23 protein-coding genes are annotated in these 26,698 nt (G+C 68.7%); 8 read left to right on the forward strand and 15 right to left on the reverse strand.

The features are described 5' to 3' along the window. Window positions 1-3 precede the first annotated feature (3 nt). From ACQ7HM_RS04590 to ACQ7HM_RS04630, 9 genes are all read right to left on the reverse strand, one after another. On the reverse strand, window positions 4-540 hold the full coding sequence (locus ACQ7HM_RS04590; RefSeq protein ID WP_434215039.1) for a DUF732 domain-containing protein: 537 nt from the start codon (window positions 538-540) through the stop codon (window positions 4-6). Between the two features lie 79 nt (window positions 541-619). After that, on the reverse strand, window positions 620-2,521 hold the full coding sequence (locus ACQ7HM_RS04595) for an alpha/beta hydrolase-fold protein (RefSeq protein ID WP_434215630.1): 1,902 nt from the start codon (window positions 2,519-2,521) through the stop codon (window positions 620-622). 207 nt (window positions 2,522-2,728) lie between these two features. Further along, window positions 2,729-3,712, reverse strand: coding sequence for an alpha/beta hydrolase (locus tag ACQ7HM_RS04600; protein WP_434215040.1), 984 nt, complete (start codon window positions 3,710-3,712; stop codon window positions 2,729-2,731). A 287-nt stretch (window positions 3,713-3,999) separates the two neighbouring features. Beyond that, window positions 4,000-5,994, reverse strand: coding sequence for a flagellar motor control protein ZomB (gene zomB / locus ACQ7HM_RS04605; RefSeq protein ID WP_434215041.1), 1,995 nt, complete (start codon window positions 5,992-5,994; stop codon window positions 4,000-4,002). Next, the gene (locus tag ACQ7HM_RS04610) at window positions 5,969-6,895 is read right to left on the reverse strand and encodes a decaprenyl-phosphate phosphoribosyltransferase (protein ID WP_434215042.1); all 927 of its coding nucleotides are present in this window, start codon (window positions 6,893-6,895) and stop codon (window positions 5,969-5,971) included. The genes zomB and ACQ7HM_RS04610 overlap by 26 nt, the downstream gene beginning before the upstream one ends. Continuing rightward, a complete protein-coding gene (locus tag ACQ7HM_RS04615; RefSeq protein ID WP_434215043.1) occupies window positions 6,892-7,545 on the reverse strand; it encodes a phosphatase PAP2 family protein in 654 nt (217 codons plus the stop codon). Before ACQ7HM_RS04615 ends, ACQ7HM_RS04610 begins: the two co-directional genes overlap by 4 nt. Next, window positions 7,526-9,415: a glycosyltransferase gene (locus ACQ7HM_RS04620; RefSeq protein WP_434215044.1), complete on the reverse strand. Its 1,890-nt coding sequence runs from the start codon at window positions 9,413-9,415 to the stop codon at window positions 7,526-7,528. Before ACQ7HM_RS04620 ends, ACQ7HM_RS04615 begins: the two co-directional genes overlap by 20 nt. Continuing rightward, window positions 9,416-10,621 (reverse strand): UDP-galactopyranose mutase, encoded by a 1,206-nt coding sequence (gene glf, locus ACQ7HM_RS04625; protein ID WP_434215045.1) that lies wholly within the window; start codon window positions 10,619-10,621, stop codon window positions 9,416-9,418. Between the two features lie 69 nt (window positions 10,622-10,690). Further along, on the reverse strand, window positions 10,691-12,358 hold the full coding sequence (locus ACQ7HM_RS04630; protein ID WP_434215046.1) for a SpoIID/LytB domain-containing protein: 1,668 nt from the start codon (window positions 12,356-12,358) through the stop codon (window positions 10,691-10,693). Window positions 12,359-12,591: 233 nt separating this feature from the next. Between ACQ7HM_RS04630 and ACQ7HM_RS04635 the strand changes: the two genes are divergently transcribed. Next, window positions 12,592-14,829 (forward strand): N-acetylmuramoyl-L-alanine amidase, encoded by a 2,238-nt coding sequence (locus ACQ7HM_RS04635; protein WP_434215047.1) that lies wholly within the window; start codon window positions 12,592-12,594, stop codon window positions 14,827-14,829. A gap of 11 nt (window positions 14,830-14,840) precedes the next feature. Here ACQ7HM_RS04635 and ACQ7HM_RS04640 read toward each other — a convergent pair whose 3' ends face one another. The 3 genes from ACQ7HM_RS04640 to ACQ7HM_RS04650 form a co-directional block, all read right to left on the reverse strand. Further along, window positions 14,841-15,206, reverse strand: coding sequence for a hypothetical protein (locus ACQ7HM_RS04640; RefSeq protein ID WP_434215048.1), 366 nt, complete (start codon window positions 15,204-15,206; stop codon window positions 14,841-14,843). A 61-nt stretch (window positions 15,207-15,267) separates the two neighbouring features. After that, the gene (locus tag ACQ7HM_RS04645; protein WP_434215631.1) at window positions 15,268-16,098 is read right to left on the reverse strand and encodes an HAD family hydrolase; all 831 of its coding nucleotides are present in this window, start codon (window positions 16,096-16,098) and stop codon (window positions 15,268-15,270) included. A 1-nt stretch (window position 16,099) separates the two neighbouring features. Continuing rightward, window positions 16,100-16,888, reverse strand: a complete 789-nt coding sequence (locus tag ACQ7HM_RS04650; RefSeq protein ID WP_434215049.1) for a lysophospholipid acyltransferase family protein — start codon at window positions 16,886-16,888, stop codon at window positions 16,100-16,102. A gap of 96 nt (window positions 16,889-16,984) precedes the next feature. Between ACQ7HM_RS04650 and ACQ7HM_RS04655 the strand changes: the two genes are divergently transcribed. Together ACQ7HM_RS04655 and ACQ7HM_RS04660 are read left to right on the forward strand one after the other, a co-directional pair. After that, a complete protein-coding gene (locus ACQ7HM_RS04655) occupies window positions 16,985-18,163 on the forward strand; it encodes a diguanylate cyclase (protein WP_434215050.1) in 1,179 nt (392 codons plus the stop codon). Between the two features lie 7 nt (window positions 18,164-18,170). Further along, window positions 18,171-19,322 carry a diguanylate cyclase domain-containing protein gene (locus ACQ7HM_RS04660; protein WP_434215051.1) on the forward strand — a complete coding sequence of 384 codons (1,152 nt, stop codon included), beginning with the start codon at window positions 18,171-18,173 and terminating at the stop codon, window positions 19,320-19,322. 4 nt (window positions 19,323-19,326) lie between these two features. Here the strand turns inward: ACQ7HM_RS04660 and ACQ7HM_RS04665 are convergent, their stop codons facing one another. After that, window positions 19,327-20,079, reverse strand: coding sequence for a lysophospholipid acyltransferase family protein (locus ACQ7HM_RS04665; RefSeq protein ID WP_434215052.1), 753 nt, complete (start codon window positions 20,077-20,079; stop codon window positions 19,327-19,329). Between the two features lie 79 nt (window positions 20,080-20,158). Here ACQ7HM_RS04665 and ACQ7HM_RS04670 point away from each other — a divergent pair, with 79 nt between their 5' ends. The 4 genes from ACQ7HM_RS04670 to ACQ7HM_RS04685 all read left to right on the forward strand — a co-directional run bounded on the left by ACQ7HM_RS04670 (window position 20,159) and on the right by ACQ7HM_RS04685 (window position 24,454). Beyond that, on the forward strand, window positions 20,159-21,742 hold the full coding sequence (locus ACQ7HM_RS04670) for a Rieske 2Fe-2S domain-containing protein (protein WP_434215053.1): 1,584 nt from the start codon (window positions 20,159-20,161) through the stop codon (window positions 21,740-21,742). Then, window positions 21,739-22,371: a TetR/AcrR family transcriptional regulator gene (locus ACQ7HM_RS04675; protein ID WP_434215054.1), complete on the forward strand. Its 633-nt coding sequence runs from the start codon at window positions 21,739-21,741 to the stop codon at window positions 22,369-22,371. The genes ACQ7HM_RS04670 and ACQ7HM_RS04675 overlap by 4 nt, the downstream gene beginning before the upstream one ends. 185 nt (window positions 22,372-22,556) lie before the next feature. Beyond that, window positions 22,557-23,927, forward strand: coding sequence for a lipase family protein (locus ACQ7HM_RS04680; RefSeq protein ID WP_434215632.1), 1,371 nt, complete (start codon window positions 22,557-22,559; stop codon window positions 23,925-23,927). A 35-nt stretch (window positions 23,928-23,962) separates the two neighbouring features. Next, window positions 23,963-24,454: a PaaI family thioesterase gene (locus ACQ7HM_RS04685; protein WP_434215055.1), complete on the forward strand. Its 492-nt coding sequence runs from the start codon at window positions 23,963-23,965 to the stop codon at window positions 24,452-24,454. On the opposite strand, the gene ACQ7HM_RS04690 is transcribed toward ACQ7HM_RS04685, so the two are convergent. Continuing rightward, window positions 24,441-25,082: a hypothetical protein gene (locus ACQ7HM_RS04690; protein WP_434215056.1), complete on the reverse strand. Its 642-nt coding sequence runs from the start codon at window positions 25,080-25,082 to the stop codon at window positions 24,441-24,443. The two genes, ACQ7HM_RS04685 and ACQ7HM_RS04690, sit on opposite strands and share 14 nt — an antisense overlap. Window positions 25,083-25,251: 169 nt before the next feature. On the opposite strand from ACQ7HM_RS04690, the gene ACQ7HM_RS04695 reads away from it, so the two are divergent. Beyond that, window positions 25,252-25,551 carry a FeoA family protein gene (locus ACQ7HM_RS04695; protein ID WP_434215057.1) on the forward strand — a complete coding sequence of 100 codons (300 nt, stop codon included), beginning with the start codon at window positions 25,252-25,254 and terminating at the stop codon, window positions 25,549-25,551. Window positions 25,552-25,553: 2 nt separating this feature from the next. Here ACQ7HM_RS04695 and ACQ7HM_RS04700 read toward each other — a convergent pair whose 3' ends face one another. Beyond that, window positions 25,554-26,609: a hypothetical protein gene (locus tag ACQ7HM_RS04700; RefSeq protein ID WP_434215058.1), complete on the reverse strand. Its 1,056-nt coding sequence runs from the start codon at window positions 26,607-26,609 to the stop codon at window positions 25,554-25,556. Between the last annotated feature and the right edge of the window lie 89 nt (window positions 26,610-26,698).

The following is a 26,698-nucleotide window of genomic DNA, read 5'->3' on the forward strand; positions in this document are numbered from 1 at the left end:
GGGCTACTTGCAGTAGGTCGACGTGGCGGCGGCGATCACCTTGTCGGCGTTGGCCGAGGCCGCCGCGGCGTCGGTGGTGCCCGAGGCGACGAACGCGGTGACGTAGGTCTTGATCTGGTCGGGGCTGGTGTTGCTGGCCCGCCCCGAGCACACGTACTCCGCGGTCGCGAAGGCGATCGCGTTGTCGGGGTCGTTGGGGAACGTCACGCCGACGCGCTTGAGTTCGGCGAGGTAGGCCGCACCCTTGCTGCCCTGTGGTGCCGGTGTCGCGCCGCCGGGGAAGTCGGCGGGCGCCGAGCTCTGGGTGCCGGGAGCGGTTGCCGCCGAACCGGTTTCGGGCGTGCCGCTCGACGGGGTGGATGACGCCGCGCCCGAGGAGGCGGGCGCCGACGAGGGCGCTGCCGAACTGGTCGTGACCGCCGAACTCGACACGCTGTCGGGGGCACTGACGGTGGAGTCGCCGCTGCCGCACCCGGCCACGCCCACGGTCACCGCGACCCCGGCGGTCGCCACGAGCACCCGCATCCACTGCTTGTTCATCTCACGTCCTCGCTGATCTGGTCGGTCGTCGTCGGGGCACCTGTGCGCCCCGACGGCCTGCGCCAGGCTACCCATCGCGTCAGCGGATGGTCGCGACCCCGTTCACGACCTCGATGTACCCGCGTTCGAAGTTCACGCGATCACCGCCGGTGACCTGGAACTGGTCACTGATGGGGTAGCCGAGGCGGCCACCCTCGAAGCCGACCGTCGCCCAGGCGTCGAAGACCGGTCCGCTCGGCAGCGCGAACGCACCCTTGGCCGGTGTCCAGTAGATGTTGCCGCCCTCGAAGCGGTTGAACCTGCCGCCGCGGGCCGCGCCGATCTCGTTGCTGGTGGGGAACCCGAGGTAGCCGCCCTCGTAGCCGGTCTTGGCGTACTTCTTGATGATCTCGCCCTGCACCGAGTGCGCACCGGTCTTGGCGGTCCAGTAGTAGGCGCCGATCTGGAATCCCTGAACGCGCCCCTTGTCGTTCGGGGTGTCGACCTCGTCGCCGGTCGGGTAGCCGAGCGGGCCGCGCTCGTATCCGCTCTTGCCCCAGTCGGCGAGGATGGCGCCGGTCACCGGGTGTGCGCCGGTGCCCTGGGTCCAGTAGACGTAGCCGCGCTGGAACTTGTTGAGACGTCCCTTGCGGTCGGGGGTGCCGAGCTCGTCGCTCACCGGGAACCCGAGGTATCCACCCGGTCCGTCGGCCGCGACGTAGGCGCCGCCGATCGCGCCGGACACCACGTGGGCGCCGGTCGAGGCAGACCAGATGACGCGTCCGCCGCGGAAGTCCTGTGCGCGGCCGCCGGGCACGCCGTACTCGGGCGTGAGGCACTCACCGAGCTCACGGTGCTTGACCGAGACCGGCGCGATCGCACCGCTCACCGAGCACTTCGGGGTGTCGGAGGCCACGCCGAGTGCACGGGCGGCCTGCGGCCACGCCTGATGCATCTCGAACTCCCAGTACTTCCAGGTGTGGGTACCCGACGGGCGGTACACGACCTGCGCGGCGACGCCGAGCTGGTTGAGCTTGGTGGCGAACTGTGTGGAGGTGACGCGGGAGAGGACCTCGAGACCGACGCCCGCGTAGTTGGTGGCGAGGTACGGCAGCGTCGACGGGGTGTCGTACTGGCCGAGCAGCCCGTTGCCCGACGACACGTAGAGGCTCACGCCCTTGAGCTTGTCGGCGTGCAGGTACGGGTCGTGTTCCTTCCACGCCGGATCCGACGGCGGACCGAACATCTTGGCCGAGTCGTACCCGCCGGCGTCGCGCACGGCGAACTGCACCGCCTGGGGCATTCCGAAGGAGCTGAGCTGCAGGATGCCCGAGAACGACGCCGAAAACTTGAAGAAGCCGGGGTTGCGCTCGGTGAGCATCATGGCGGCACTGCCACCCATGGACAGGCCCTCGACGCCGCGGACGTCGGTGGAGCGCCACTGGCCCTGCAGGATCGGCGGGAGTTCCTTGGTCAGGAACGTCTCCCACTGGTAGTTCTTGCCGTTGTCGGGCTGCTTCCAGTCGGTGTAGAAGCTCGACTCGCCGCCCACCGGCAGCACGACGTTGACGTTCTTGTCCTTGTAGAAGTTCTCGACGTCGGTGTTGATGGTCCAGCCGTTGTTGTCGTTCTGCGCGCGCAGACCGTCGAGCATGTACAGCTGGGCGAAGCGTTCCTGGGGCGACTGGTTCCAGTCGCGGGCGAGCAGCATCTGCACCTGGATGTTGGTGCCCATCGCCGGCGAGTAGACCCAGATGGCCACACGGCGATCGGAGTACCAGAAGGTGTTGGTCACCCGCACGCCTGCCACCGGCGCCACCGAGGTGGTGGCGGGTGCCGGGTCCGCCGACGATGCCGGCGCCGCGGGGGCGGACGAGGAGCCCGACGCGGCGGGCGCGTCGGAACCGTCCGGAGCCGACGCCGCCACGCCCGTACCACTGACCATGAGGAGCGCGGTCAGACCGGCTGCTGCCCCGAGAACTCCGCGCCGCCACACCCGCATCGACCGATACTCCTTCGCCACCAACGGTTCTGCTCGTGTTCGACGGTGTCGTGAACCGTCGATCCCGGCCGAGTGACCAGGACAGCAGAACGCCCTACGTGTAGAGGTCTACACGTAGGGCGCTGCGAAGTGTGGACGCCACACTGTGACTACTGTGAATTGATGTGACTTGTGAGGTTTCTGTGACTCACCAGTCGCGGGCGGGTGTCAGTCCCGGAACCATCCCTGGTTCTTGGCGCGGAACACCATGTCCGACCAGTAGCCCCAGGCGTGCAGGCCGGTCGACGGGAAGTCCGAGGTGATCTGCACACCGTTCACCAATGCCTGCACCTGGAAGGCACGCGACTGGGCCAGCGACAGCGCCTCGAGCGGAGCACCCTGGATGAGGCCGAGGAAATCGGTCGGGAAGCGGCCCTGCAGGCCGCTGCCGGAGGCGACACGGACCTTCTTGCCGCGCATCTTGCCGATCTGCACGAAGGGGTCGTTCTCGAGCCACCGCACACTGGTGGGCGGTCCCCACATCGAGTCGGAGTTGAACGGGCCGACGCCGGCCTCGATGCCCGCGTCGAGCAGGGCGATTCGGATGGCCTCGCGCATGCCGGGCGCCGAGAGGTTCAGGTAGCCCGACATCGAGAACATGTGGTCGATGCGCGGGTTGTTCGCGCCGATGACCATGGCGGAGTTGCCGCCCATGGAGATGCCCATGATCGCGTACTTGCCGGTCCGGCCGACGGCGAGGCCGCGACGGTCGAGCTCGGGGATCAGACGCTGGTTGATCGCGCAGCTCCACCGGTAGCGGTAGGGCTGGTTGTTGAAGTTGCTGGGCGCGTTCCAGTCGCTGTAGAAGCTGGCCAGTCCACCGATGGGCTCGACGACGTTGACGCCGGAGTCGGCCATGTCCTGGATGCGGGTGTTGTGCTCCCAGCCGCTGATGTCGTTGGTGGCGCGCAGACCGTCGAGCGCGATGACGGTCTTGTAGTTGCCGGGCTTGGTCCACATGCGGACCTTCACCGCGGGCATGCCGCAACCGTCGATGAAGTACTGCTGCACGCGGGGTGCGGCCGAGGCGGTGCCCGATCCGACGACCACGGCGACCGACGACATCGCGGCGAGCGCCACGAATGCCGCCACCAGACGCTTCATCATCGAGAACTGGGTCCCGGACCTGCGGGCTCGTGTGCTCACACGCATCGAGTAGTGCTCTCTCTCTGTCCGCACCGACGTTGTCGGTGGTCTTTCGGCGTACGACGACGCCGAACCGGCCGACCGTCTTCCATCTCAATTCGGCAACGCGAAGCCATCCACGTGCGCCGAACGGAGCCTATTGGATGCCATTGCGTCTGACAAACCTGCGAACTCGTTCCGTCGGCAAACCGTCACACCCGCGTGACCTGCCGAAATCGGTCCGTGTGAGCATATCGGTCGAACACGGCACCGCGTTACACAACCGATATATTTGAGATCGTGAACGTCACGGATCAGCGTTGGCCGACCGGCGCGGGGATCGGCAGACGGCACCGCTGGAGCTCGTACCGCGGCACGCGGTCGATCCGGTAGTCGGTGAAATCAAACGACTGCACCAGGTTCCGACGGAAACGCGTCAGGTTCATCGGCGCCTCGTAGGACGCGATGAGGTCCTGCGTGGGCTTACAGGTCAGCGCCTCCTTGGCCTGCCGCACCCAGTCCTGGTCGAGGTAGAGCGGGAGGAACGGGTAGACCGGCACCGCGCCGCTGTCGGCGATCACCCACTCGGTGTCGAGGTCCTTGTCGTGACCGATACGTGCGTCCTCGAGTCGCTCGGTGTGCGAGGCGATCGGGTACGCCAATCCCATCTGGTCGATCACGCGGACGTCGAGCGACGAATTCATGCTCGTCATACCGAGATTGAGGAAGAAGACGGTGATCTGCTTGGGCACTCCGGCCGGCGGCGGCACGGGCAGCGGGTCGTAGTACCACTCGTCGTAGTTGCCCGAGGGCAGCAGCACGCCGCCCTTGTCGGAGTGCTCGGCGATGGACTCGACCATCGCTCGCATACGCGGGTAGTTGAGGTAGTCCTCGGCGGTGACCGGGTGTTCGATCCCGATGTTCTGGATGTAGTAGCGCCGTTCGTCGACGATGCCGCTGCGCCCGATGTCGGTGCCGTTGGGCATCCCGGGCGAGTGCGAGGTGACGATGGCCCACACGACGGTGGTGACGAAGAAGGCGGTCGAGGCGACGGCGACGCCCACCCCGACGACGCCGCTCGCGGCACCGCCCGCACCCCGCAGGGAGGTGGGCACCGCGATCGGGAGCACCATCACCGGGAGCATCAGCAGGAACAGCGGGACGAGCAGCACCCGTGCGTGCATGAAGTCGCCGCCCTGGCGCAGCCAGTAGACCGCCTCGACGAGACCGGCGACGAGGATCACCACGACGACCGCGCCCGGCGACCGCAGACGCGACCGGAACCGAGCGACACGACCCATCGAGGCCGACCGCACCGGCGTGGGCAACGACCGCGACCGCGCGAACCACACGAGCGCGAGGGCGAGCAGCGCCACGATGAGCGGCAGCAGCAGGACATAGGGACCGAAGAGGTTGCCGAGGTAGCGGAACCCCTGCTCGAACTTCGATCCACTGGCGTCCTTGGCGACGGCGGTGTTGGGGATGAGCAGGCCGTAGTAGCCCATCCGGAAGATCTGGTAGCCGACCGGCAGCACCGCGGCGACCGCGACGAACGCGATCCGCATGCGCCACGTCATCGTGGCCGCGAACACCAGCAGCAGGACCAGCGCGCCGACTATGGCGAGTTCGGGACGGATCAGCGGCGAGAGGCCGGCGGTGAACCCCAGGGCCAGCGTCGATGCGTTGACGCGCTTGCCGGTGGTCTCCGGTGACCGGCGTGACCACGCGACCAGCTGACACCACAGCACCGCGACCCAGAAGATGCAGAGCGACACCTCCAGACCGCTGGTCGCGAAATCGCGGGCCGGCGGCAGCGCGATGTAGACCAGCGCACCGAGCGGGACGACGAGGACGAGCGCGGCCCGGTTCGCGGCGGGCGCCCGCTCGGACATCCCGAGCAGACGATAGGTGCCGAACATCGCCAGCGGCAGCGCGGCGACCGAGAGCACCAGCGCGATCCACAGCACCACGTACTCGATCTGGGCGTCGGTGATCCAGGTCCAGAACCAGATGAGGTAGGTCCACACCGTGGAGGTGTTGGCCTCCACGCGTTCGCCCTTGTTGAACACCGGGCCGTTGCCGGCCAGCAGGTTGCGGACCGTGCGGAGCACGATGAGGCCGTCGTCGGCGATCCAGCGACGCTGCCACGCGCCGGAGGCGAACAGCGCGGCGACCACCACGGCGCTGACGGTGAAGGTGCCCGCGGGCAGTGCCGCGCGGACACGGGAGACCGTGCTCGCGGGGCGCTCGGAGGTTATGGCTGTGCGATCGGTGATGTCAGCCTCAGCTGACGACGTAGACCGCGACACCCACGCATATTAACCAGGCGACCGCGAGGAACTGCAGGACGCGGTCTCCGAGGGCGATCTCCTCGGGCTCACCGGCCTGACCGCCGTCGACGTCGACCGCATAGCGCAGGATCGCGACGGTGAAGGGCACCATCGACACGGCGTACCAGACGTTGTCGCTGTGGCCGGCCTCCTTGTCGAACGCCCAGAGCCCGTAACAGAGCACGACCGCGGTGGCTGACAGCGTCCACACGAACCGCAGGTAGGTGGTCGTGTAGTACTCGAGCGACTTGCGGATCTTCGCGCCGGTGCGCTCGGCCAACTGCAGTTCGGCGTACCGCTTGCCCGCCGCCATGAACAGGGACCCGAAGGCCATCACCAGCAGGAACCACTGCGACAGACCGTTGGGCAGTTCGGTCGCGACACCACCGGCGATCGCACGGAGCAGGAAGCCCGACGAGACGATGCAGATGTCGAGGACGGCCTGATGCTTGAGACCGAAGCAGTAGGCGAGCTGGATGCCGATGTAGACCGCGATGACCACCGCGAGATGCCAGTTCGCCAGGAACGACAGTGCCAACGCGCCGACGCCGAGCACGATCGCGAGGACGAAGGCGAACGACCGCGGCACCACGCCGGCGGCGATCGGGCGGTAGCGCTTCGTCGGGTGCGCGCGGTCGGCCTCGACGTCGAGGGCGTCGTTGACGAGGTAGATGCACGACGCGGCCATGCAGAACACGACGAAGGCGATGGCCGCGCGGGAGAGCACCGTGCCGTCGTCGACCGCACCGGCGGCCAGCGGAGCCGCCAGCACGAGGGCGTTCTTCACCCACTGCCGCGGACGGACGGCCTTGATCAGCCCACTCGTCAGGTTCTTCGGCGGGCCCTTGACCTCGGCGGTCTCGACCGGCTCCTCGCTCATCTCACTCCCATGGCGCGCATCGGTCCCCGAGAACTGCTCAGGGCACGCCACACCCGTGGCGTCACGCGCGCAGCCAGTCTGTCACTGCGCGTGGTCGCGACTGCACACGCGGCTCCCACCAGGGCGCCGGCGGCGACGTCGGACGGATAGTGCACACCCAACACCAGTCGCGACAGCATCATGGGCGCCACCAGCACCGCCGGCAGGGCCGCGGGCGGCAGTCCCGCCGCCCGGCCGAGCAGGATCGCGGCGGCGGTCGTCGAGGTCGCGTGGCTCGAGGGGAAGCTCAGCCGGCTCGGGGTCGACACCCCGACGGCGATGTGCGGGTGATCGGGCCTCGGGCGACGGACGATCCGCTTCAGTACGACCGACGCCGCGTGGGCACCGAAGGCACCGACCCCGGCCTGGGCGTAGCGCGCTGCGGCGGTGTCGTTCCCGCGCAGCTCCGACACGATGACACCGATCCCGGCCGCCGCCATCCAGCCGAGCGCGTGCTCGCCGACGTGGGACATACCGCGCGCGACCGGGAGCACCCCGGGGCGTGACGCGAGAGCGGACTGGACGGCGACGAGGATCGCGTCCTCGCCGGAGGCCCGGACGTCACCGCTGTGCCCATCACCGCCGCGTCCGTCACTGTTGTGCGAAGACACGTTCCCAGCTCTCCTCACTGGTGAGGTCGGCCGCCGCGGCGCGATAGGTGGTGCGCATCTCGTCGAACCGCGCCTTCACCTGGCGGTTGAGCGACAACGACTCCCGCAGCAACGCGGCGGCGATGTCGCGGTCGCGCTGCCGGTAGACGACACCGCGTCCGTCGGCGGTCGTCACCGTCACGCCGTCGACGCGGCCCAGGCTGAACCAGCGCGCCTCGATCGGCGGGTAGTTGGCCTGGGGCACCTCGTGGTGTCGTGGATCGGCGGGACGCAGATTGTTGACCACGGCCGAGCCCAGCGCGCGGACCTTGGTGATCGGGTTGGTCGGCTGGTTGGTCCCGTAGGCGGTGGCCTCACCGGTGGCGCGCGGCAACGCCGTCGCCGAGGGAAGCACCACGGCATCGGGGTACTGCTTGCGCATCGCGGCGATCTTCGGCAGCGCGGTCGGCAGCAGGTCGCGGATGTGATCGGGCCCGGCGAGGAAGTCGCGGATGGCCTCGTTCTGGATCGCCACCGTCGAGTACTCCAGGCACAGAAGGTGTTTGAGCGTCGCCTTGGCCATGGAGGTGACGATCCCGTTCACCGGACCGTCGTGATGGATGGCCGCGACCACCAGTCGGTTGCGGAGATGGAAGTAGGCCTGCCAGTCGATGGCGTCGTCCTTGTCGCTCCACGCCATGTGCCAGATCGCGATCCCGGGCACCGTCGCCGTGGGGTAACCGGCCTTGCGGGCACGCAGTGCGTACTCCCAGTCGTCCCACTTGATGAACAGCGGCATGGGCAGACCGATGTCCTCTGCGCACTGGCGCGGGATCATGCACATCCACCAGCCGTTACCGTCGACGTCGATGCGGCGGTGCAGGTTCTTCGACTTCTTCCGGTCGCGCAGAGGGTATTTCGCGAAGTCGTGGTCGTAGGTGACGAAGGGCGCCGCGGTCCACATGAAGCGGTTCCGGTCGATGCTCTCGCCCATGCAGTGCAGGTGGCTGCGGTCCTGCAGGTTGAGCATCTGCCCGCCCACCAGCATGGGGTCGCGCGCGAACCGCGACATGGCCAGTGCCCGCAGGATCGAGTCGGGCTCGATCGCGATGTCGTCGTCCATGAACAGGATGTAGGGGCTGTCGGTCTGGTGCAGCGCCTCGTACATGATGCGCGAATACCCACCGGATCCACCGAGGTTGCCCTGCTTGAACATCCGTAGGCGGTCACCGAGAGCGGCTGCGGCGGAATCGAACCCGTCTTCCTCGCGCACCGGTTTCGTACCCTGGTCGGGCATCATGACCGCGTCGATGACCTCGTCGACGAGGGGGTCGGAGGTGAGTGCGGCGAGCGCGGCGACGGCGTCGGCGGGCCGGTTGAAGGTCGGGATGCCGATGGTGACGCGACGGGTGTCGTCGCCCCCGGGGGCGTCGATCGGGGCGTACCAGGCGGCGGCGACGATCTCGGCGTCGGTGTCGGTGGTGACGTCGAACCAGATCCACCCGCCGTCCTCGAACGGTCCGAGGTCGAGGGTGAACTCGATGACGCCGGTGCCGGTCTCGGGATCGAGCGGCACGAGGTCGCCCCCGATGCCGATACGTGCGCCGTCGCTCTTGGAGCGGTAGACGTCGACACGGCAGGTCCCGACGACCTCGACACGCAGCACGACGGAGCCGAGGATGCTCCAGCGCCGCCAGTACGACGCGGCGAAGGCGTTGAAGTACGTCTCGAAGCTGACCTCGGAATCGGCGCCCAGGGCCACCGACGTGCGGGTCGGGGCGTGGGCGCGACGGGCGTTGTTCTCCGACTCCACGAGATAGAGCGCACGGACGTCGAGCGGTTCCCCCCGCCGCGGGAAGATGACGCGCTGCAGCAGCGTCGTCGCCGTCACCTACGCCTCCACCAGGGGCGCACCGTCACGCAGGTGCGGCGCCACGGTGTTGGTGAACATGGTGAGAGCGCTCGCGATCGCCATGTGCATGTCGAGGTACTGGTAGGTGCCGAGACGGCCACCGAAAAGGACGTTCTGCGAGGCGGTCTCGGCCTTGGCGCGATCGCGGTAGCGAGCCAGCTTGGTGCGGTCGTCGGGGGTGTTGATGGGGTAGTACGGCTCGTCACCCGATTCGGCGAAGCGGCTGTACTCCCGCATGATCACCGTCTTGTCCTTCGGGTAGTCCCGTTCGGGGTGGAAGTGCCGGAACTCGTGGATGCGGGTGAACGGCACGTCGCCGTCGTTGTAGTTCATGACCGGCGTCCCCTGGTAGTCACCGGTCTCGAGCACCTCGGTCTCGAAATCGAGTGTGCGCCAGCCCAACTCACCCTCGGCGTAGTCGAAGTACTGATCGAGGGGGCCGGTGTAGATCACCGGCGCGTCGGGGTTGGCGGCCCGGATCTCGTCGCGGACGTCGAACCAGTCGGTCTCCAGGCGCACCTCGATGAGGTCGTGGTCGGCCATGGCCTGCAACCACGCGGTGTAGCCGTCGACCGGCAACCCCTCGTAGGTGTCGTTGAAGTAGCGGTTGTCGAAGGTGTAGCGGACGGGCAGTCGCGTGATGTTGCCCGCGGGCAGGTTCTTCGGATCGGTCTGCCACTGCTTGGCCGTGTAGTGCTTGATGAACGCCTCGTACAGCGGGCGCCCGATCAGGCTGATGGCCTTCTCCTCGAAGTTCTCCGCGGTGTCGCTGTCGAACTCGGCGGACAGTTCGGCGATCAGCGCGCGGGCCTCGTCGGGCGTGTGCGACTTGCCGAAGAACTGGTTGATCATGCCCAGTCCCATCGGCAGCGGGTAGGCCTGGCCCTCGTAGAGGCCGAACACCCGGTGCTGATAGTTCGTGAAGTCGGTGAACTGGTTGACGTAGTCCCACACCACCTTGTTGGAGGTGTGGAACAGGTGCGCCCCGTACTTGTGGATCTCGATGCCCGTGGTCGGCTCGGGCTCGGAGTAGGCGTTGCCGCCGAGGTGGTTCCGGCGGTCGATCACGAGGACCCGTTTGCCCAGCTGCGACGCGGTGCGCTCGGCGAGGGTGAGTCCGAAGAAACCGGACCCCACGACGATCAGGTCGTAGGAGGAATCGGGTGCTGCGTTGTCAGGTGCCACGGGGCCTCAGGGTAACGGACGCCCGACAGCGTGACGCGTCACCGCCGATGCGGCCCGGAGCGACCCCGATCACCGCGTGGGGATGCCCGCGTCTGCGGTCGGCAGGCCGAGGACACCCTCGGCGCCCTTGGCCACGTAGTCCGACAGGGCCGACCCACCGAGCGCGTGGGCACCGGTCTGCGGACTGAAGTAGACGTTGCCGTTCGCGAACTTCTGCAGGAACCCGCCGCCGGCCAGTTGGAGCACGGGGGTGAGGACCTGACCGAGCAGTCCCGACGGACCGCCGTATTCGACGATCTTGGCGTCGATGGCCGCGATCGCGGCCTTGAGCACGGCGGAGATGGGCCCGCTGATCATGGTCGACAGGTCACCGCCGGTGGGTGCAGCCGGTGTCGTCGGGGTTCCCGGTGCCGCGGGCGTTCCGGGGGTGCTCGGGGTGATGAGCCCGCCGAGGGCGCCGGTCACCGCGTCGACCAGGGACGGGAGGACGCCGCCGGGCACCGACGGGACGCCGGGCAGGGTCGCGGTGCCCGCACCGACACCCGCGGGTGGTGCGACGATCTGCGGCTTGGGCTGGCCCTGGACGGTGAACCAGGCGGATTTGAGCTGGAGCTTCGAACGGACCTCGTCACCGGTGGCCTCCACGGTGCGGCTGCTGCCGGAGATGCGGACCTTGATCGCGCGACCGTTCTCGGCCCCGAGGCCGTTGGCCTGGATCACCTGGAAGCCGGTGAGCGCACCGACACCGAAGGCCGAGGCGATGCTGCCCGACCCGACGGTGGCGGTCCAGTTGTGGTTGGGCGACTCGGTGTCGCCGTCGTCGACGACGGCGGGGAAGTTCACACCCGCGGTGTACCCGCCGGTGGAGGAGGAGAACTCGGTGAACGCGGGCTGACCGCCCACGACGCGGATCTGTCCTGCGGTCGCGTCGGCGGCGGCGTTGGTGCGCGGGTCCTCGCTGCCGGCCCCGCCGTACACCTGCGACATCATCGTGTCGTCGATCTTCTTGCCCCTGGCGGTGGCGGCCAACGCGTAGGTGCGCGCGGCGACGGCCTGGGCCTTGAGTGCCTCGGCACCCCCGGAATCGGCCCAGCGGGCCGGGCTCTCCTTGGGGGTGACGCCCTTGGTGTAGTCGTCGACGCCGACGATGTTGACCACGCGGCCGCCGTCGATGCCGATGGATCCGCGGTAGGCGTCGTTCGATCCGCAGAAGCGCAGCCACTCGTTCGACGGTCGGTTGCCTGCGGTGTTGACCGGGTCGATCGTCGGCGGGTTCACCGACACCGTGCGGACCACCGCTCCGCCACATCCGGAGGTGATGGTGGCGGTGGTCCCGGACAGTCGAACCGCCTGTCCGGGCGCCACCGTCTGCCCACCGACCCTCATCCCGGCGTCCGCACGCACATTCGCCGTGGTGTTGCGCGTGAGCGCAACGGTCACGGATTTGTCCGTCTTCCCCGCGGTGGTGCCACCGTAGTAATGGTTGAGGATCTGATCGGCCGTCCAGCCCTTCTTGGCGTAGCCGTACGCGCCGTACTGCCCCATCCCTCGCCCGTGTCCGAACCCGTGGCCGATCAACGTGACCTGACTGCCCACCGAGAGGGTCACCGATTCGGAGACCTCTCGGTGCGAGACGACCGCCCCGACGCCGATGATGCCCGCGCCGAGCACGAGAACGGGTGCGAGACCGAGTGCTGCCGAGGTCAGCAGACGTCGGTCGGTGGCCCGTTGTGCCATCGGCTGGGGTCCTTTGCGGTTGGGCGAACATCGTGATGCGTGCGTATGGATGGGACTTTCAGCGACGATAGTGTCCGATTAGTAGTCACAACAGCCCCATGCGGTAACAACAGCATCACGAGTTTCACGCCACGCCGTGTCCGGTTCTGGACTTGCCGCGCTCCCGATCACACGATGTGGCGGTCTGTGTGACGTCTCGTCGCACGCGTTCACCGCCACGCGAGGAGTTCACTGTGCGATACCGCCGCTCGAGGCCGTCGATCGTGGTGGCGACCGTCGCGGCGGTTGTCGTGGCCAGTCCCGTCATCGCCGTCATCGGCGGCAGCGCTCCCGAGAACACCACCGACCAGCGACGACCCACCCTGGCGGCCGAGGCGACCACGATCAGTCAGGTCGGCCTGAACACCGTGCCGACGATCGTGCTCGACATCGTCCGATCGGGCCTCGCGGCGGCCGGCGTGACCCTGCCGCCCATCGACCTGTCGTCGATCCCGCTGCCCGATCTGTCGAAGGTGATCCCCTCGGGTGTGCTCCCACCGGGACTCCTGCCCTCGGATCTCTTCCCCACCGGCGCCGCACCCTCGGGGAGCAGCACCACCGCACCCGCACCGACCACCGATCCCCGCACCCCGGTATCGGCCCCCCGCTCCGCTGCTGACGTGCCCGCGGGCGCGGTGGTCAAGGAGATCAGCCGCGACCGGCCGTTCAGCATGATCGGGCTCACCTGGGACGACCTGAAACCCGCCGCGAACACGCCGCAGGCCGCGACCGCCGCCGCCGAGCAGGCCCTCGCCCAGACGACCGCCTTCATCCGGGCACAGAAGTCCGACGGCAGCTGGGGTCCGTGGCTGTCGGCCGATCCCGCCGACGGCGGACCGCGTGCCGGCGACAAGGCCACCGCGGGCACCGAGCCGATCTGGGTCGGCGTCACCAAGGCCGTCCAGGTCGCCGTCACCCGCGCCGGGGTCGCCACCCCTGCGATCCCCGGTGCCCCCACGAACCCCGCATCGGCCACACCCGAGATGACCGTCGCCCCCGGCGACATCGCGCCGCGGGCGTTCACCGTCCCGCGCTCCCCCGTCGCGGGCGACCCGATGGCCCCCGCCCCCTCGGGCTCCCCCGGTGCACCCGCCCCCGCCGCGGGCACCACGACGGCAACCGGCCCCGCGCCGGTCACCGGTCCCTCGACACCGAGCGTGCTGGAGAACGTCGTCTCGACACTCAAGGCCGCGCTCATCGACCCCGGCACCCCCGGCGGTTCCGGCGGTGCCCTCGGCCTGCCGACGGTGCTGCCCGGTCAGCAGCCGCCGGTCATCACCCGCGCGCAGTGGGGCGCCGACGAGTCAAAGCGCTGCGATCAGCCGACCTACGACCCGACGCTGAAAGCCGCTGTCGTACACCATTCGGCGGGCAACAACGACTACACGCCGGAGCAGTCGGCGGAGATCGTGCGCGGCATCTACGCCTACCACGCACAGACGCTCGGCTGGTGCGACATCGGCTACAACGCGCTCGTCGACAAGTACGGACAGATCTTCGAGGGTGCGTTCGGCGGACTCGACCGCAATGTGCAGGGCACCCACACCGGCGGCTTCAACCGCGACACCGTCGGCGTCGCCATGCTCGGCAACTACAACGACGTCGCCCCCACCGCCGAGATGATCCGTTCGGTCGGCAGCTACCTCGGCTGGCGTCTCAAGCTCGCGGGCCTCGACCCGAAGGGCACCGCGCAGCTGACCTCGCAGGGCTTCGATTCGGCGCGGTTCGCGGCCGGCCAGAACTCCGATCTGCCGGTCATCAGCGGCCACCGCGACTACGACAACACCGAGTGCCCCGGAACCCTGGGGTACGCCGCGCTGCCCCAGATCCGTGAGGTCGCCGCGGGCAATCTCGCCGCTGCGGGCACCACGGCACCCACCGCGACATCGCCGTCGACCGCATCGCCGACCGATGCCACCCCGGCACCGACGGCGACGTCACCGACCACGGCGCCGGGTGACACGACGACACTCGGCGGGGTCGCCACGCAGGTCCTCTCGGCGACCGACCCGGGCGCCATCGCGCAGAAGTGGTTGTCGATGGGCGGGGCGACCGGCACGTTGGGTGCACCGACCAGCGCGGAGCTGACCACCCCGAACGGGTTGGCCAAATACGTCGATTTCACGAACGGGAAGATCTACTGGTCGCCGCAGACCGGGGCACAGGTCGTCCAGGGCGCCATCGCGAAGGCGTGGGGAGCGGCGGGCTACGAGCAGAGCGCGCTGGGGCTGCCGACCGGTTCTGAGGACTCCGCGATCAGCGGGATCATCACGCAGGCGTTCCAGTTCGGCTCGCTGGTCTTCAACAAGAGCAGCGGCGTGGTGGTGCAGGTGATCAAGGCGTTCATCGACGAGTTCACCCGCAGCCTCGGGACGCAGATGAACGGGGCCAGTGCGCCGGCACCGGTGCCCAGCACCGGCCCGGCGAACTGACCCGCGTCAGATCAGTTGACCGACTGGTTCGAGTTGCCGGTGCCCGCGTCGCGGAGGCAGATCGCGGTGATGGTGGCCGTCCAGCCGGTGGGCCGGTCGGGCTTGACCACCGGGTTGCGCTGCTCGGAGCAGGCCTGGTTGCCGTTGAGGCGGACCGAGTTGAACAGGTAGAGGTTGATCTCGGCACCGATGACCGCGCTCTGCGGGGTCGGGTAGTACCGCGAGGTGAAGGTCTTGGTGTACGACCCCTCGGGGGCCGACGGTGCGGCCGAGGCGACTCCGGCGCCGGCGGCGACCAGTCCGGCAGCGGCGGCCGTCGTGGCGACACCGAATGCGATCGTGCGGGCGGTGGGGCGGCGATCCTGTGCTGTGTTCACGACCACAGTGTCCCCGAATCGGACCCACCTGTCGACCTCGGTCGGGCGGCCCGCGCCCGGATCAGGCGAACCAGCGGTGCAGGACGCGGCCGACGCCCTCGTTGTCGTTGCTGGTGGTGATCTCGTCGGCGGCGGCCCGCGCCGCGGGATGGGCGTTGGCCATCGCGACACCGCGCGTCGCCCACCGCAGCATCTCGACGTCGTTGGGCATGTCGCCGAACGCGATCACCGAATCGACCGGGAGAGAAGCGATCTCGGCCAGACGTCGCAAACCGGTCGATTTGTCGACGCCGGGCACGGCGAGTTCGATGAGGCCGTTGTCGGTGGAGAAGGTGACCGCGGCACGGTCACCGACGGCGGCGGTCATGGCCGCGGCCATCGCGTCGCTCGACGCGCCGGGCTTGCGGATGAGCATCTTCACCGCCGGAGCCGAGACGATGTCGTCGTCGCCGACCTCGACGTGGTCGGGGTTGAGCCAGGCGTGGACGTACCCGGCCGCGGCGACGAACGGTGCGGTCGCCGAATCGTGGGCACTCTCGCCGACCCGCTCGGCGGCGAGACCGCACCCGGGGATCTCGCGGCGCGCGATCTCGGCGATCTCGGCGAGCACCTCCGGCGCCAGGGTGGCCGATTGCAGGACCACGTCGGAGGTCACGTCGTAGACGATCGCGCCGTTGGCGCAGACCGCGTAGGTGACATGGTCGAGCTGCTCGGCGATCGGTGCGATCCAGCGGGGCGGTCGTCCGGTCGCGAGCACGAAGGACGTGCCCTCCTCGGCCGCGCGCCGCAGGGCGCGGCGGGTCAACGGGCGCACGTTCTCGGAACTGTCGACGAGGGTGCCGTCGACATCGCTGACGATCAGTGACGGTGGCCCGAACCGGGTACGTCGCATGTCAGCCACGACCCTTCTCGCGGGCGGCCTGCTCGACACGCTTGCGTTCGCGCAACTCCGCCTTGCGGACGGCCTCGGCGTCCTCGATCTCGTGGGCCTGCGCCGGCGTCGGTGCGCTCCCGCCCATCGACGCGGGCACCCACGGCGCGCCCGCCGGGTGGTCGCCGTAGTCGGCACGCACGGCGTCGAGCAGCTCCGACATCTGCGTCTTGAGACGCGCGGTCTCGGCGACCGGATCGGCGTCGGCACCGACGTGCAGCGGGTCACCGAAGCGCACCGAGACCGGGATGCGGCTGCGACCCATGTCCCGCGGGACACCTTTGCTCCACTGCCGCTGCGCACCCCACACGATCACCGGGACGATCGGGACGCCCGCGTCGGCCGCCATGCGGACGGCGCCGGTCTTGAACTCCTTGAGCTCGAAACTGCGACTGATGGTGGCCTCCGGGTAGACGCCCACGACGTAGCCCTCGCGCAGGTTCTCGACGGCCTGGGCATAGGCCTGCGCACCGGCCGATCGGTCCACCGGGACCGTGTGGGTGTGGGTGATGAGGAATCGGACCAGCGGGTTGTCCATCATCTCCGACTTGATCATGTAGCGGGCGCGCCGCCCTGCGCGGTAGACACCGAGCGCTGCGGCGAGGAAGTCGACGTAGGCGGTGTGGTTGACCGCCAGCACCACCCCACCGGTCGCGGGCAACTTGTGTTCGTCACGCACCGACAGCCGCATCCCCTGCGCCCGGACCAGGGCATGTGCCGCGATCTCGAGCGTCCGGTAGACGGGTTCCATACGTTCAGCCTATCGACCCGTCGCGGGCCGTCGGAGTGCAATGATGTGGGCCGAGCCCGTCGGGGGGCTGACCTCGACGACCCGAAAGCAAACCGCGTGCTCCAGTCCCGTCAGACCTCGCGTCTCGACACTGCGCCCGTGCTCGGCGCCGAGGGCTTCGGACGCGCGCTGCTCATGTGGTTGCTCGGGCCCCATGACTACCTGTGGATCGTCCACCACCACTCGATGCGGCCGCTGGTCACGCCGATCCGCCTGACCCTCGCCGGTAACACGGCCATGCTGGCGGCCAGTTCGGTGTTCGCGCTGCTCAGTTCCCGTGGACCCCAGGGCGACACCGGGACACGTGTCGCGCTGGTCGTGTTGATCCTGCAGGTCCTGGTGATCGGGTTCATCCTGACGATCCCGTTGCCCCACACGGGTGCTCGGGCCCGGCTCTACTTCGTGGGGTTCGTCCTCTTCGGCGACATCGGTGTGGCCACGGTGATGCTCACGCTGCCGGCGATCGACGGGGCGTTCGGATGCGCACTGCTCGTACTCAACAGCGCGATGTGCATGTTCTTCGTCAGTTCGCGGTGGCTGCTGGCCCACCTCACGTTCTCGCTGGCGTTCATCCTCGTCATGGCCTGGCGGGTGCACCAGACCGGTCTCGTCGACGGGTGGGCGATCGCGTCGGCGGTGGTGGTGATGGTGATGGCCGTGTGCGGCGTACCGGTGTCGTCGCACATCGCGTGGACCCTGCTGTCGGTCGACGCGCGCCAGTCGGTGCGCGACCCGTTGACCGGCCTGTTCAACCGCCGCGGCATCGAGGCGTCGCTGGAGAAGGTGTGGAGTGCGGCGCGGGCGGCGGGCGCGGGGATCGCCGTCGTCGTGGTCGACGTCGACCACTTCAAGCGCATCAACGACACCTTCGGACACGATGTCGGCGACGACGTGCTGCGACGTCTGGCGGACACCATGTGCGCCGCGACGGATGCCGACGGTCTCCACGGCCGTAGCGGGGGTGAGGAGTTCATGGTGGTGCGCAGCGGCGTCGCCGACACCATCCGCGCCGATGTCGCCGGTCTCGCGCCGCGGCTGCGCGTGACGGTCGATCCCGACGAGAGCGTCGACGCGCAGACGGTGATCACCGTCAGTGTCGGTGCCGTCGTCCTGACCACCCCGGCCCCGACGGGATCGGCCGCCGAGGATTTCCGGGACGCGCTGCGCATCGCTGACGCCCTGATGTACGAGGCGAAGCGGGCGGGCGGCGATCAGGTCAGCCTGGCGGTGATCTGAGCCGACGATGCCCACACCCCGCGAATCCCGTACCGATGGGCAGCCCGCGCGTCCGCTGTCCACCGGTGCCGTCGCCCTCGGTCGTCGCTGGCTGACCGGGTCGCACGACTACGCCTGGATCGTCGAGCACCACTCGATGCTCCCCCTGAACCTGCCGATGCGTCTCGTCCTCGCCGGCAACACCGCGCTCATCGCAGTGTGTTCGGTGCTGCTGTTGATGAGTCCGCAGGGTCCGCACGGGACCAATGCGGTGATCGCGGTCGCCGTGCTGGTGGTGCAGGCGGTGATGATCGCGGCGGTGTTCCTCGCGCCGCTGCCCTCGACGAATGCGCAGGCGCGACGCTATTTCGTGGGGTTCGCGATCTTCGGCGACGTGGGCCTGACCCTGGTGCTCGTCCTCTACAGCCCGCTGGTGATGGCTTTCGGGTGTGCACTGTTCGTCCTCAACGGTGCGATGTGCACGTTCTTCGTCAGCTCACGCTGGGTGTTGGCGCACCTCGCGTGGTCGACCGCGGTCATCGGCTACAGCGGATGGCGCGTGCACGAGGCCCGGTTGTTCGATCCGTATGCGAACGCGGCCGGGGTCCTGGTCTTGGTCACCGCGGTCTGCATGGTGCCCGTCGCCGCGCATGTCGCGTGGAACGTGTTGTCCATCGACGCCCGACAGTCGCTGATCGACCCCCTCACCGGGTTGCGCAACCGACGGGGGGTCGAGGTCGCGCTCGACACGCTGCGACAACGAGCTGCGCTCTCGGGGCTGGCACTCGGGGCGGTGGTCGTCGACATCGACGATTTCAAGCGGGTCAACGACACCTACGGGCACCTCGCCGGCGACGACGTGTTGCGGGCACTGGCACGGCGGATGCACGACACCCTCGGCCCCGACACGGTGGCCGGACGCACCGGCGGCGAGGAGTTCATGATCGTGATGTGCGGCACCCCGGACGAGTTGGCGGAGTACATCGCCGGACTGCCGGCGCGTCTGTCGGCCGCCGACGATCCCGTGCCCGTCACAGTCAGCGTCGGGGCCGCGATCGTCACCGCATCGGGTGTCGTCGCCTCGCCCGACGCCCTCGACATCGCGATCCGGCAGGCCGACACGCGGATGTACGCCGCGAAACGGGCCGGCGGCGATCAGTCCAGCACGGCGATGCTCTGATCGATCAGCCGCGATCGGAACGCTTGCGCGCCCGCTCGGCCGACTCCTCGGCGTCCATCGCGTTGGCCTCGTCGAGGGTGGGCGCACCACCGCCGAGGCGGGCGGGCACCCAGAACTCCCCGGCCGGGTGCGGACCGTACGCGTCCTGGATCTCGTGGAGCGTCGCGGTCATCACCTGGTGCAGCGTGGCGGTCAGTTCCTCGGGGGTACCGCTCGGGGTGATGGGCGGGGCGACGCCGATGCTGATCGGGGTGTTCGAGCGTCCCATCCGCTTCGGGTGGCCCTTCGTCCAGACGCGCTGGGCACCCCAGATCACGGTCGGGACGATCGGCACGTTGGCCTCGAGCGCCATGCGTGCGGCACCGGTCTTGAAGTCCTTGATCTCGAAGCTGCGGCTGATGGTCGCCTCGGGGTACACGCCGACGAGCTCGCCACGCTGCAGGTACTCGACGGCCGCGCGGTAGCTCTCGGCGCCGGCGCCACGGTCGACGGGGATGTGGCGCAGCGCCCGCATGATGGGCCCCGACACCTTCGAGTCGAACACCTCCTTCTTCGCCATGAACCGCACCTTGCGGCGGCCGTGGAGGAACGCCGGGAGCCCGGCGTAGGTGAAGTCGAGGTATCCGGTGTGGTTGATCGCGATGACCGCCCCACCGGAGGAAGGGACGTTCTCGGCGCCGGTGACGGTGAACTTCAGACCCTGCGCGGCCCACATGGAGCGGGCGATCGCGATCACGGTGTCGTAGGCAGGTTCCATGCGGATGACAGTAGCGTCCGCCTCTACCCTGGAGGTGCGCCTCGGTTTCGGGGCCGCGGAATCGAGAGTGAGGCGCAGAGTGCAGGTCACCAGCATCGGACACGCGGGATTCCACATCCAGACCGCGGCCGGGTCCATCCTGTGTGACCCGTGGGTGAACCCCGCCTACTTCGCCTCGTGGTTCCCGTTCCCCGACAACTCCGAGCTCGACTGGAAGACGCTCGGCGACTGCGACTACCTGTACGTGTCGCACCTGCACCGCGACCACTTCGATGCGCGCAACCTCGCCGAGAACGTGAACAAGGACGCCACCGTCCTGCTGCCGGACTACCCGGTGCCCGATCTGCGGCGCGAGCTCGAGGCACTCGGGTTCCACACGTTCGTCGAGACCGAGGACTCGGTGACGACCACCGTCACCAACGACAAGGGCAGCCTCGACGTCATGATCGTGGCGCTGCGTGCGCCGGCCGACGGACCCATCGGCGACAGCGGCCTCATCGTCTCCGACGGCGAGACGACGTGTTTCAACATGAACGACGCGCGCCCGGTGGATCTCGATGTCATCTCGGATGCGTTCGGCCACATCGACATCCACCTGTTGCAGTACTCCGGCGCCATCTGGTACCCGATGGTTTACGACATCCCACGCAAGACGAAGGCGAACTTCGCGGCGCAGAAACGTCAGCGCGGCATGGACCGGGCGCGGTCGTACATCGAGCAGGTCGGCGCGACGTGGGTGGTGCCCTCGGCCGGTCCGCCGATGTTCCTCGACGAGGGGCTGCGTTATCTGAACGACGTGCCCGACGCCGACGGCACGCCCGATGTCACGAGCATCTTCCCCGACCAGGCCACCTTCCTCGATCAGATGGTGGAGCACGGCACCGACGACGGTACGAAGCACCGCGGCCTGATGATGGTGTCGGGCTCGACGGTGGAACTGCGCGGCTCCGAGCTCGTCGAGGTGTCGCACCCCTATCCGCCCGAGCAGGTGTTCGGCGCGAACAAGGGTGCGTACCTGGAGAAGATGGCCGCGAAGTTCGCGCCGGTGATCGCCGAGGCGAAGGCGTCGTGGGCCCCGGCCGACGGCGAGCCGATGCTGCCCGCGCTGCGCGATCTCTTCGAACCGATCATGGCGGGAAGCGACCTGATCTGCGACGGGATCGGCTATCCGGTCGGTCTCGACATGGGTTCGGCGGGTGTCGTGGTGCTCGACTTCCCCAACCGCACGGTGCGCGAGCCGAAGGAGGGTGAGGGCAAGTACCGCTACGGTTTCCGCATCGCGCCCGAGCTGGTGCGCACTGTGCTGCGCGACAACGAGCCCGACTGGGTGAACACGATCTTCCTGTCGACGCGGTTCACCACGTGGCGCATCGGCGGCTACAACGAGTTCCTCTACACCTTCTTCAAATGCCTGACCGCCGAACGCATCGCCTACGCCGACGGGTGGTTCTCCGAGGCGCACGACGATTCGGCGTCGATCGAGAAGGACGGCTGGGAGATCCAGCGGCGCTGCCCGCACCTCAAGGCCGACCTCTCGAAGTTCGGGGTCATCGAGGGCGGGAAGCTGACGTGCAACCTGCACGGGTGGTCGTGGGATCTGCCGACCGGCCGCTGCCTCACCTCCAAGGGACACGAGTTGCGCGCGAACAAGATCGAGACGTGACGGAGCCCGGATCGACCCGCACGTACGGGGGTCGATCGGTGGCCGACCGACGGGTGGAGCGTCGCCGTCGTTTCGTCGACGCGGCGATCGAGGTGTTCGGGACCTCCGGATACGCCGGCAGCTCGATCACCACCCTGTGCAGCGAGGCCGGTCTGTCGCGACGGCAGTTCTACGAGGAGTTCGCCGACCGGGAGTCGTTGTTGCTCACCGCCTACGACCTCATCCAGGCCGAGGCTCGAGCACAGATCGAGACCGACCTCAGCCGTGCCTCCACCAGCGATGTACCCACGCTCGCACGGGTGGCGATGACCGCGTTCATGCAATCGCTGGGCACCGACCGTCGCCGGGCCGCGATCGTGTTCGTGGAAGTGGTCGGCGTGAGCCCGCGAGTCGAAGCGCATCGTCTCGCCGGACGTGAGGTGTGGATCGATTTCATCGGATCGGCCCTTCGCGAGCACGTGGGCCACTCGCCGGGTGACGACACCGACGGCGCCTATCGCTCCATCGGGTTCGTCGGGGCCCTGACCGCCGTGGTCCACCGCTGGAGCACCACCGGACACGATCGTCCCGATCTCGACCGGGTGGTCGACATACTCGCCGACATCCTGTCGGCCTTCATCCGCACCTGAGCGACCACGCGGACCCGCCCTCCTTGTGGCCTGGCTCACTCTGAGGTAGCTTTCGGCCAACGTGTGAGACACAGGCGTCTCACTTTATGGCGAAGGGGCCCATCGTGCAGCGATCATCTGATCATCCGTGGTTCCGGCGATGTGCGACCTGGTTCGTCGCCGCGGCCTGCGTGGTGGGGGTGGCGATGGGGACCGTTCTCGTCCCGGTGGCGAGCGCAGCACCCCAGACGCCTGACACCACCACACCGCAGGTCGCATCGCCGCCGCGGTTCGGGACGGTCCCGCCGCCGCCCGAACTCGATCCGGCGTTCTACGCACCGCCGTCTGCCCGGGTCGCGGCAGCACGCCCCGGGCAGATACTCGCCTCCCGGCGGATCAGTCTGGCCGCCTTCTCGATCGTCCCGTTCGCCGTCGACGCATGGCAGGTGTCCTACCGTTCGTCGAACACACGCGATGAGCCGATCGCCTCGGTCGCGACACTGATCTCGCCCCGCGGCACCGGTGAGCGATCGCACCGACGCCTGGTGTCGTGGCAGTCCGCGGAGGACTCGACCGCTCAGTACTGCGCGCCGTCCTACGTTCTGCAACAGGGTTCTGTCCCCGGGCCGGTCAGCGGCACGGTGAACTCATCACTCGAGGTCCTCCAGATCGCGTCGCTGCTGGCCACCGGCTCGTCGGTGGTGGTCCCCGACCACGAGGGCCCGCAGTCGGCGTTCGCCGTCGGTCCTCTCGCCGGTCGCATCGTGCTCGACGGCATCCGCGCCGCCCGCGCCTTCGATCCGCTCGGCCTCGCCTCGGACGCTCGGATCGGCCTGATGGGGTACTCGGGAGGAGCCATCGCGACCGGCTGGGCGGCCGAACTGCAGTCGACGTATGCACCGGAACTACACGTCACCGCGGCTGCCGAGGGTGGCGTACCCGCCGACATCCGCGCTCTGGTCGATCTCGCCGACGGAAATCTCGGCTCGGGCCTCATCGTCGGCGGTGTCATCGGCGTCAGCCGGGAGTATCCCGAACTGGCCCGATTCCTCGATCGGACCGCAACGCCCGCCGCCCGCGCGCTGTTGGCCGTGAAAAACCCTCTATGTGTCGCGTATCAAGCCGCGCTCCTCCCCTTCCTGCCGGTCCGCTCGCTGTTCGCCGTGCCCGGTGACCCTCTCGACCAGCCGGTTCCCCGTAAAGTCCTGGGGAACCTGCGGATGGGTCGGGCGACACCGGCTATGCCGCTGTTCGTCTACCAGTCACACCCCGACTGGCTGGTCCCCGTCGGGCCGGTCGACACCCTCGTGGACACCTACTGCTCGCGGGGCGGACAGGTCGACTACCTCCGCGACCATTTCAGCGAACACCTGACGCTCGCGGTGGCGGGATTCCTGCCCGCGATGCTGTGGATGAACGACCGCCTGGACGGGAAACCCGCTCGCAGCGGCTGTTCGACGACCGACGTCGGAACGATCGCCGGGGACCCCCGGGTCCGTCAGGCGTTCGTCGCGCAGGTGGGTGACATCCTGGGCGCGGCATTCCAACGACAGCTGGGCAACCCCCCTCGGCGATGATCGGCGTATCTCGCCGCGGCGGCTACCCTTCACGCGTGACCGAGGCGCATCGCGAGTACACGTGGACGCCGCCGGCCGGACGTGCCCATGCCGAGCTGCACGGCATCGAGCAGGTGCACGCCCAGATCGCCGGTGCGCTGCCACTGAGTCCGGCGTCGTCGACCATCGACTATCGGCCGGTGGACGCGGGCGAGGGGTGGGCGGTCCTCGAGCTCGAGCCACGCGAATTCCACTGCAACTCCTTCGGAACCATTCAGGGCGGGCTCATCGCCGCGGTGATCGACGCGGCGTTCGGTTCGGCCCTGATGACGGTGAACCCGGAGAACCGCCGATTCACCACGCTGGACCTGAGTTGTCGGTACATCCGGGCCATCGCCCCGGACACCGGGCCGATCCGCGTGCGCGCGCAGGTCGAACACCACGGCCGCACCACGGCCACCGTCCGCGCCGAGGTGCACGACGCGCAGGGCCGCCTCGTCGCCAGCGCCACCTCGACGCTGTTGATGCTGGGCACTACAGAACGGTGAACGAGTCCGCGGAGAGGACGAACCCGCGGGCACCCGAGCCGCCGACCTGGGTACAGGTGATCCCGTTGGTCGCCGACGAGCAGGTGATCGTCCGGCCTGCGATGGCCGGGAACGTCACCCGTTGGCCGTACTGCAGCGTGTGCGGCGACCGGTAGCCCTCGCCCTGGATGATCGTCGCGCACGGCGCCGGGCCTCCGGAGAACCATCCGAAACGCACCGCGCGGCCCTGCTCGTCACCGGGGTAGAAGTTGCACAGCGACGCGGTGGTCACGGTGTGCGGCCGGCCTTCGGTCTGGCAGTTGAAGGTGGCGTCGACGGCTCGGCACTGGATCGTGCCGGTGGGTGACGCGAACGACGAGAAGTCACCTTCGGCGAACTCCGAGGCGGGCACGGCGGTGACGGCCGGGATGCGTGTCTGGCCGACGGCCTCCCCGGGTGTGGCGGGCGCGGTGTCGGGCGTATCCGCGTCCGCTGATCCGCTGCCGGACGCCGACGTGGTGGACGCCGTCACGGTCACCGTGGACGTCGGCGAGGCGGTGTCGGAGGAGTCCGACGAACAGCCCGCCATCAGTCCCATGCACAGCACGGCTGCCGCGGCAGCGGTCAGAAGGGTCGCGATCCTCGTCATGGTCGGTCCCTCGGGTCGTCGGACAGGTGTACACCCAGATCGCCCGTACCGGACAGATCGTTACCGACGCTCATCGAGGACCTGGCGCAGGGTCATGGATCGTGGTTATGCTTGCCTCATCTCAGCTAGGTAAGGCTCACTTGCCTGCCACGACGATCGGGGAGGCGACATGTCGATCACGACGGACCGTCTCCGCTCGCGCTCCATCGCCGCTGATGAGGCCTCGCTCGGCGAGGTCCCCATCAGCGCCCTGCCGCTGGGCCGCTCTGCAGTGGTGTCGCGCCTGTGCGCCGACGCCGATCCGTCGGCCGCCCGCCGCTTCTTCGACCTCGGGTTCGCGCCGGGAGCCGAGGTCGTCGCCGTGCGTCGCGCCCCGATGCGCGGTCCCGTCGTCGTACGCGTCGCCGGGTACGAGATCGCACTCCGGCGTCGCCAGGCCGACTGCATCAAGGTCGTCGCGGTCGGCTGACCTCAGCCCGCGGCCTGCACGATGTACGGAACCCGGGTCCAGTTGAGCACCTTCGGGTCACTCGGCGCCGAGATGGAGACCCGCAGATAGTCCTTGTTGTTCGACGACCCGTCGACGGTGACCCGCGTGAGATTGTCGGCCGCACCGGTGACGCCGTAGAACGACAACCACTTCGAACCGGTCGCCAACGGGGTGTCGGAGTTGTAGACGTGACTGTCGCCGTTGAAGAGGTATACCGGCTTGCCGAAACTGCGTGACTCCTCGACCAGTGCGCGTACCAGCGGCGTGAACGCGGAATCGTCCTTCTGGGTGACCTCGTAGGTGGGGTCGAACATGTCGGCCTGGGTGTAGAACGACACCGCCCGATAATTGCGGGCCTTCGCCACGGCGAAGCTGCTGCGCACCTGCGCCACAGCGGCATTCATGCGCGCGGTCTCCTCGGCGATCTGTTCCGGGGTGGCCGCGGTCTTGCCGATGCCCGTCCACGGCTGCAGGTCGTCGTTGCTGCCGACCACGTGCAACGTCGCCATCGCGACTCCGCGCTGCGCCAGCGACACATTCTCCGGGAACCCGACGCCGCCCTGCGAGGCGACCGGGCGCGACTGCTGTCCGAGGGTGCGACCGGGACGCGGGAAGAACGTCTTGCGGACCGCGGCGAGGCGTTCGAGCGGGTTGTAGGCACCGTTGTTGGCGCGGTGACAGTCGGTCCACTCGTTGTCGCCGGGGGTGTAGAGGAACGGGCGACGGAAGGTGTCGAAATCCTTCCGGATCATCGCGAAGTAGTCGTCGGTGCACGTCGTCGAACCGTTCTTGATGTCACCGACGTGGAAGGTCATGTCGACCGCACTGTCGGCGTTGATCTGGGCGATCCACTGCGGGAAGACATCGATCTGGGCCTGGCCGTAGGGGACGTCGCCGATCACGGCATAGGTGTACGTGCCGCCGTCATTGCCCAGCCCCGAGCTCCCGAAGTCGATCGCTCCGGCCGAGCCGGGTGTCGCCGCCACGGCGGCGGCGACGGTGAACGCGAGGGTGGCCAGGCGGGTCATGAGTCTCATGCGCCGACGGTGATCGATGGAGATGAACGTGGGTCGGCGCGGCGATGTCCGGAGGGTGTCGATCGACTTCGCGACGCGGACATTCGGGC

The sequence above is a fragment of the Williamsia sp. MIQD14 genome (assembly GCF_051025635.1).
Classification (GTDB): Bacteria; Actinomycetota; Actinomycetes; order Mycobacteriales; family Mycobacteriaceae; genus Williamsia_A.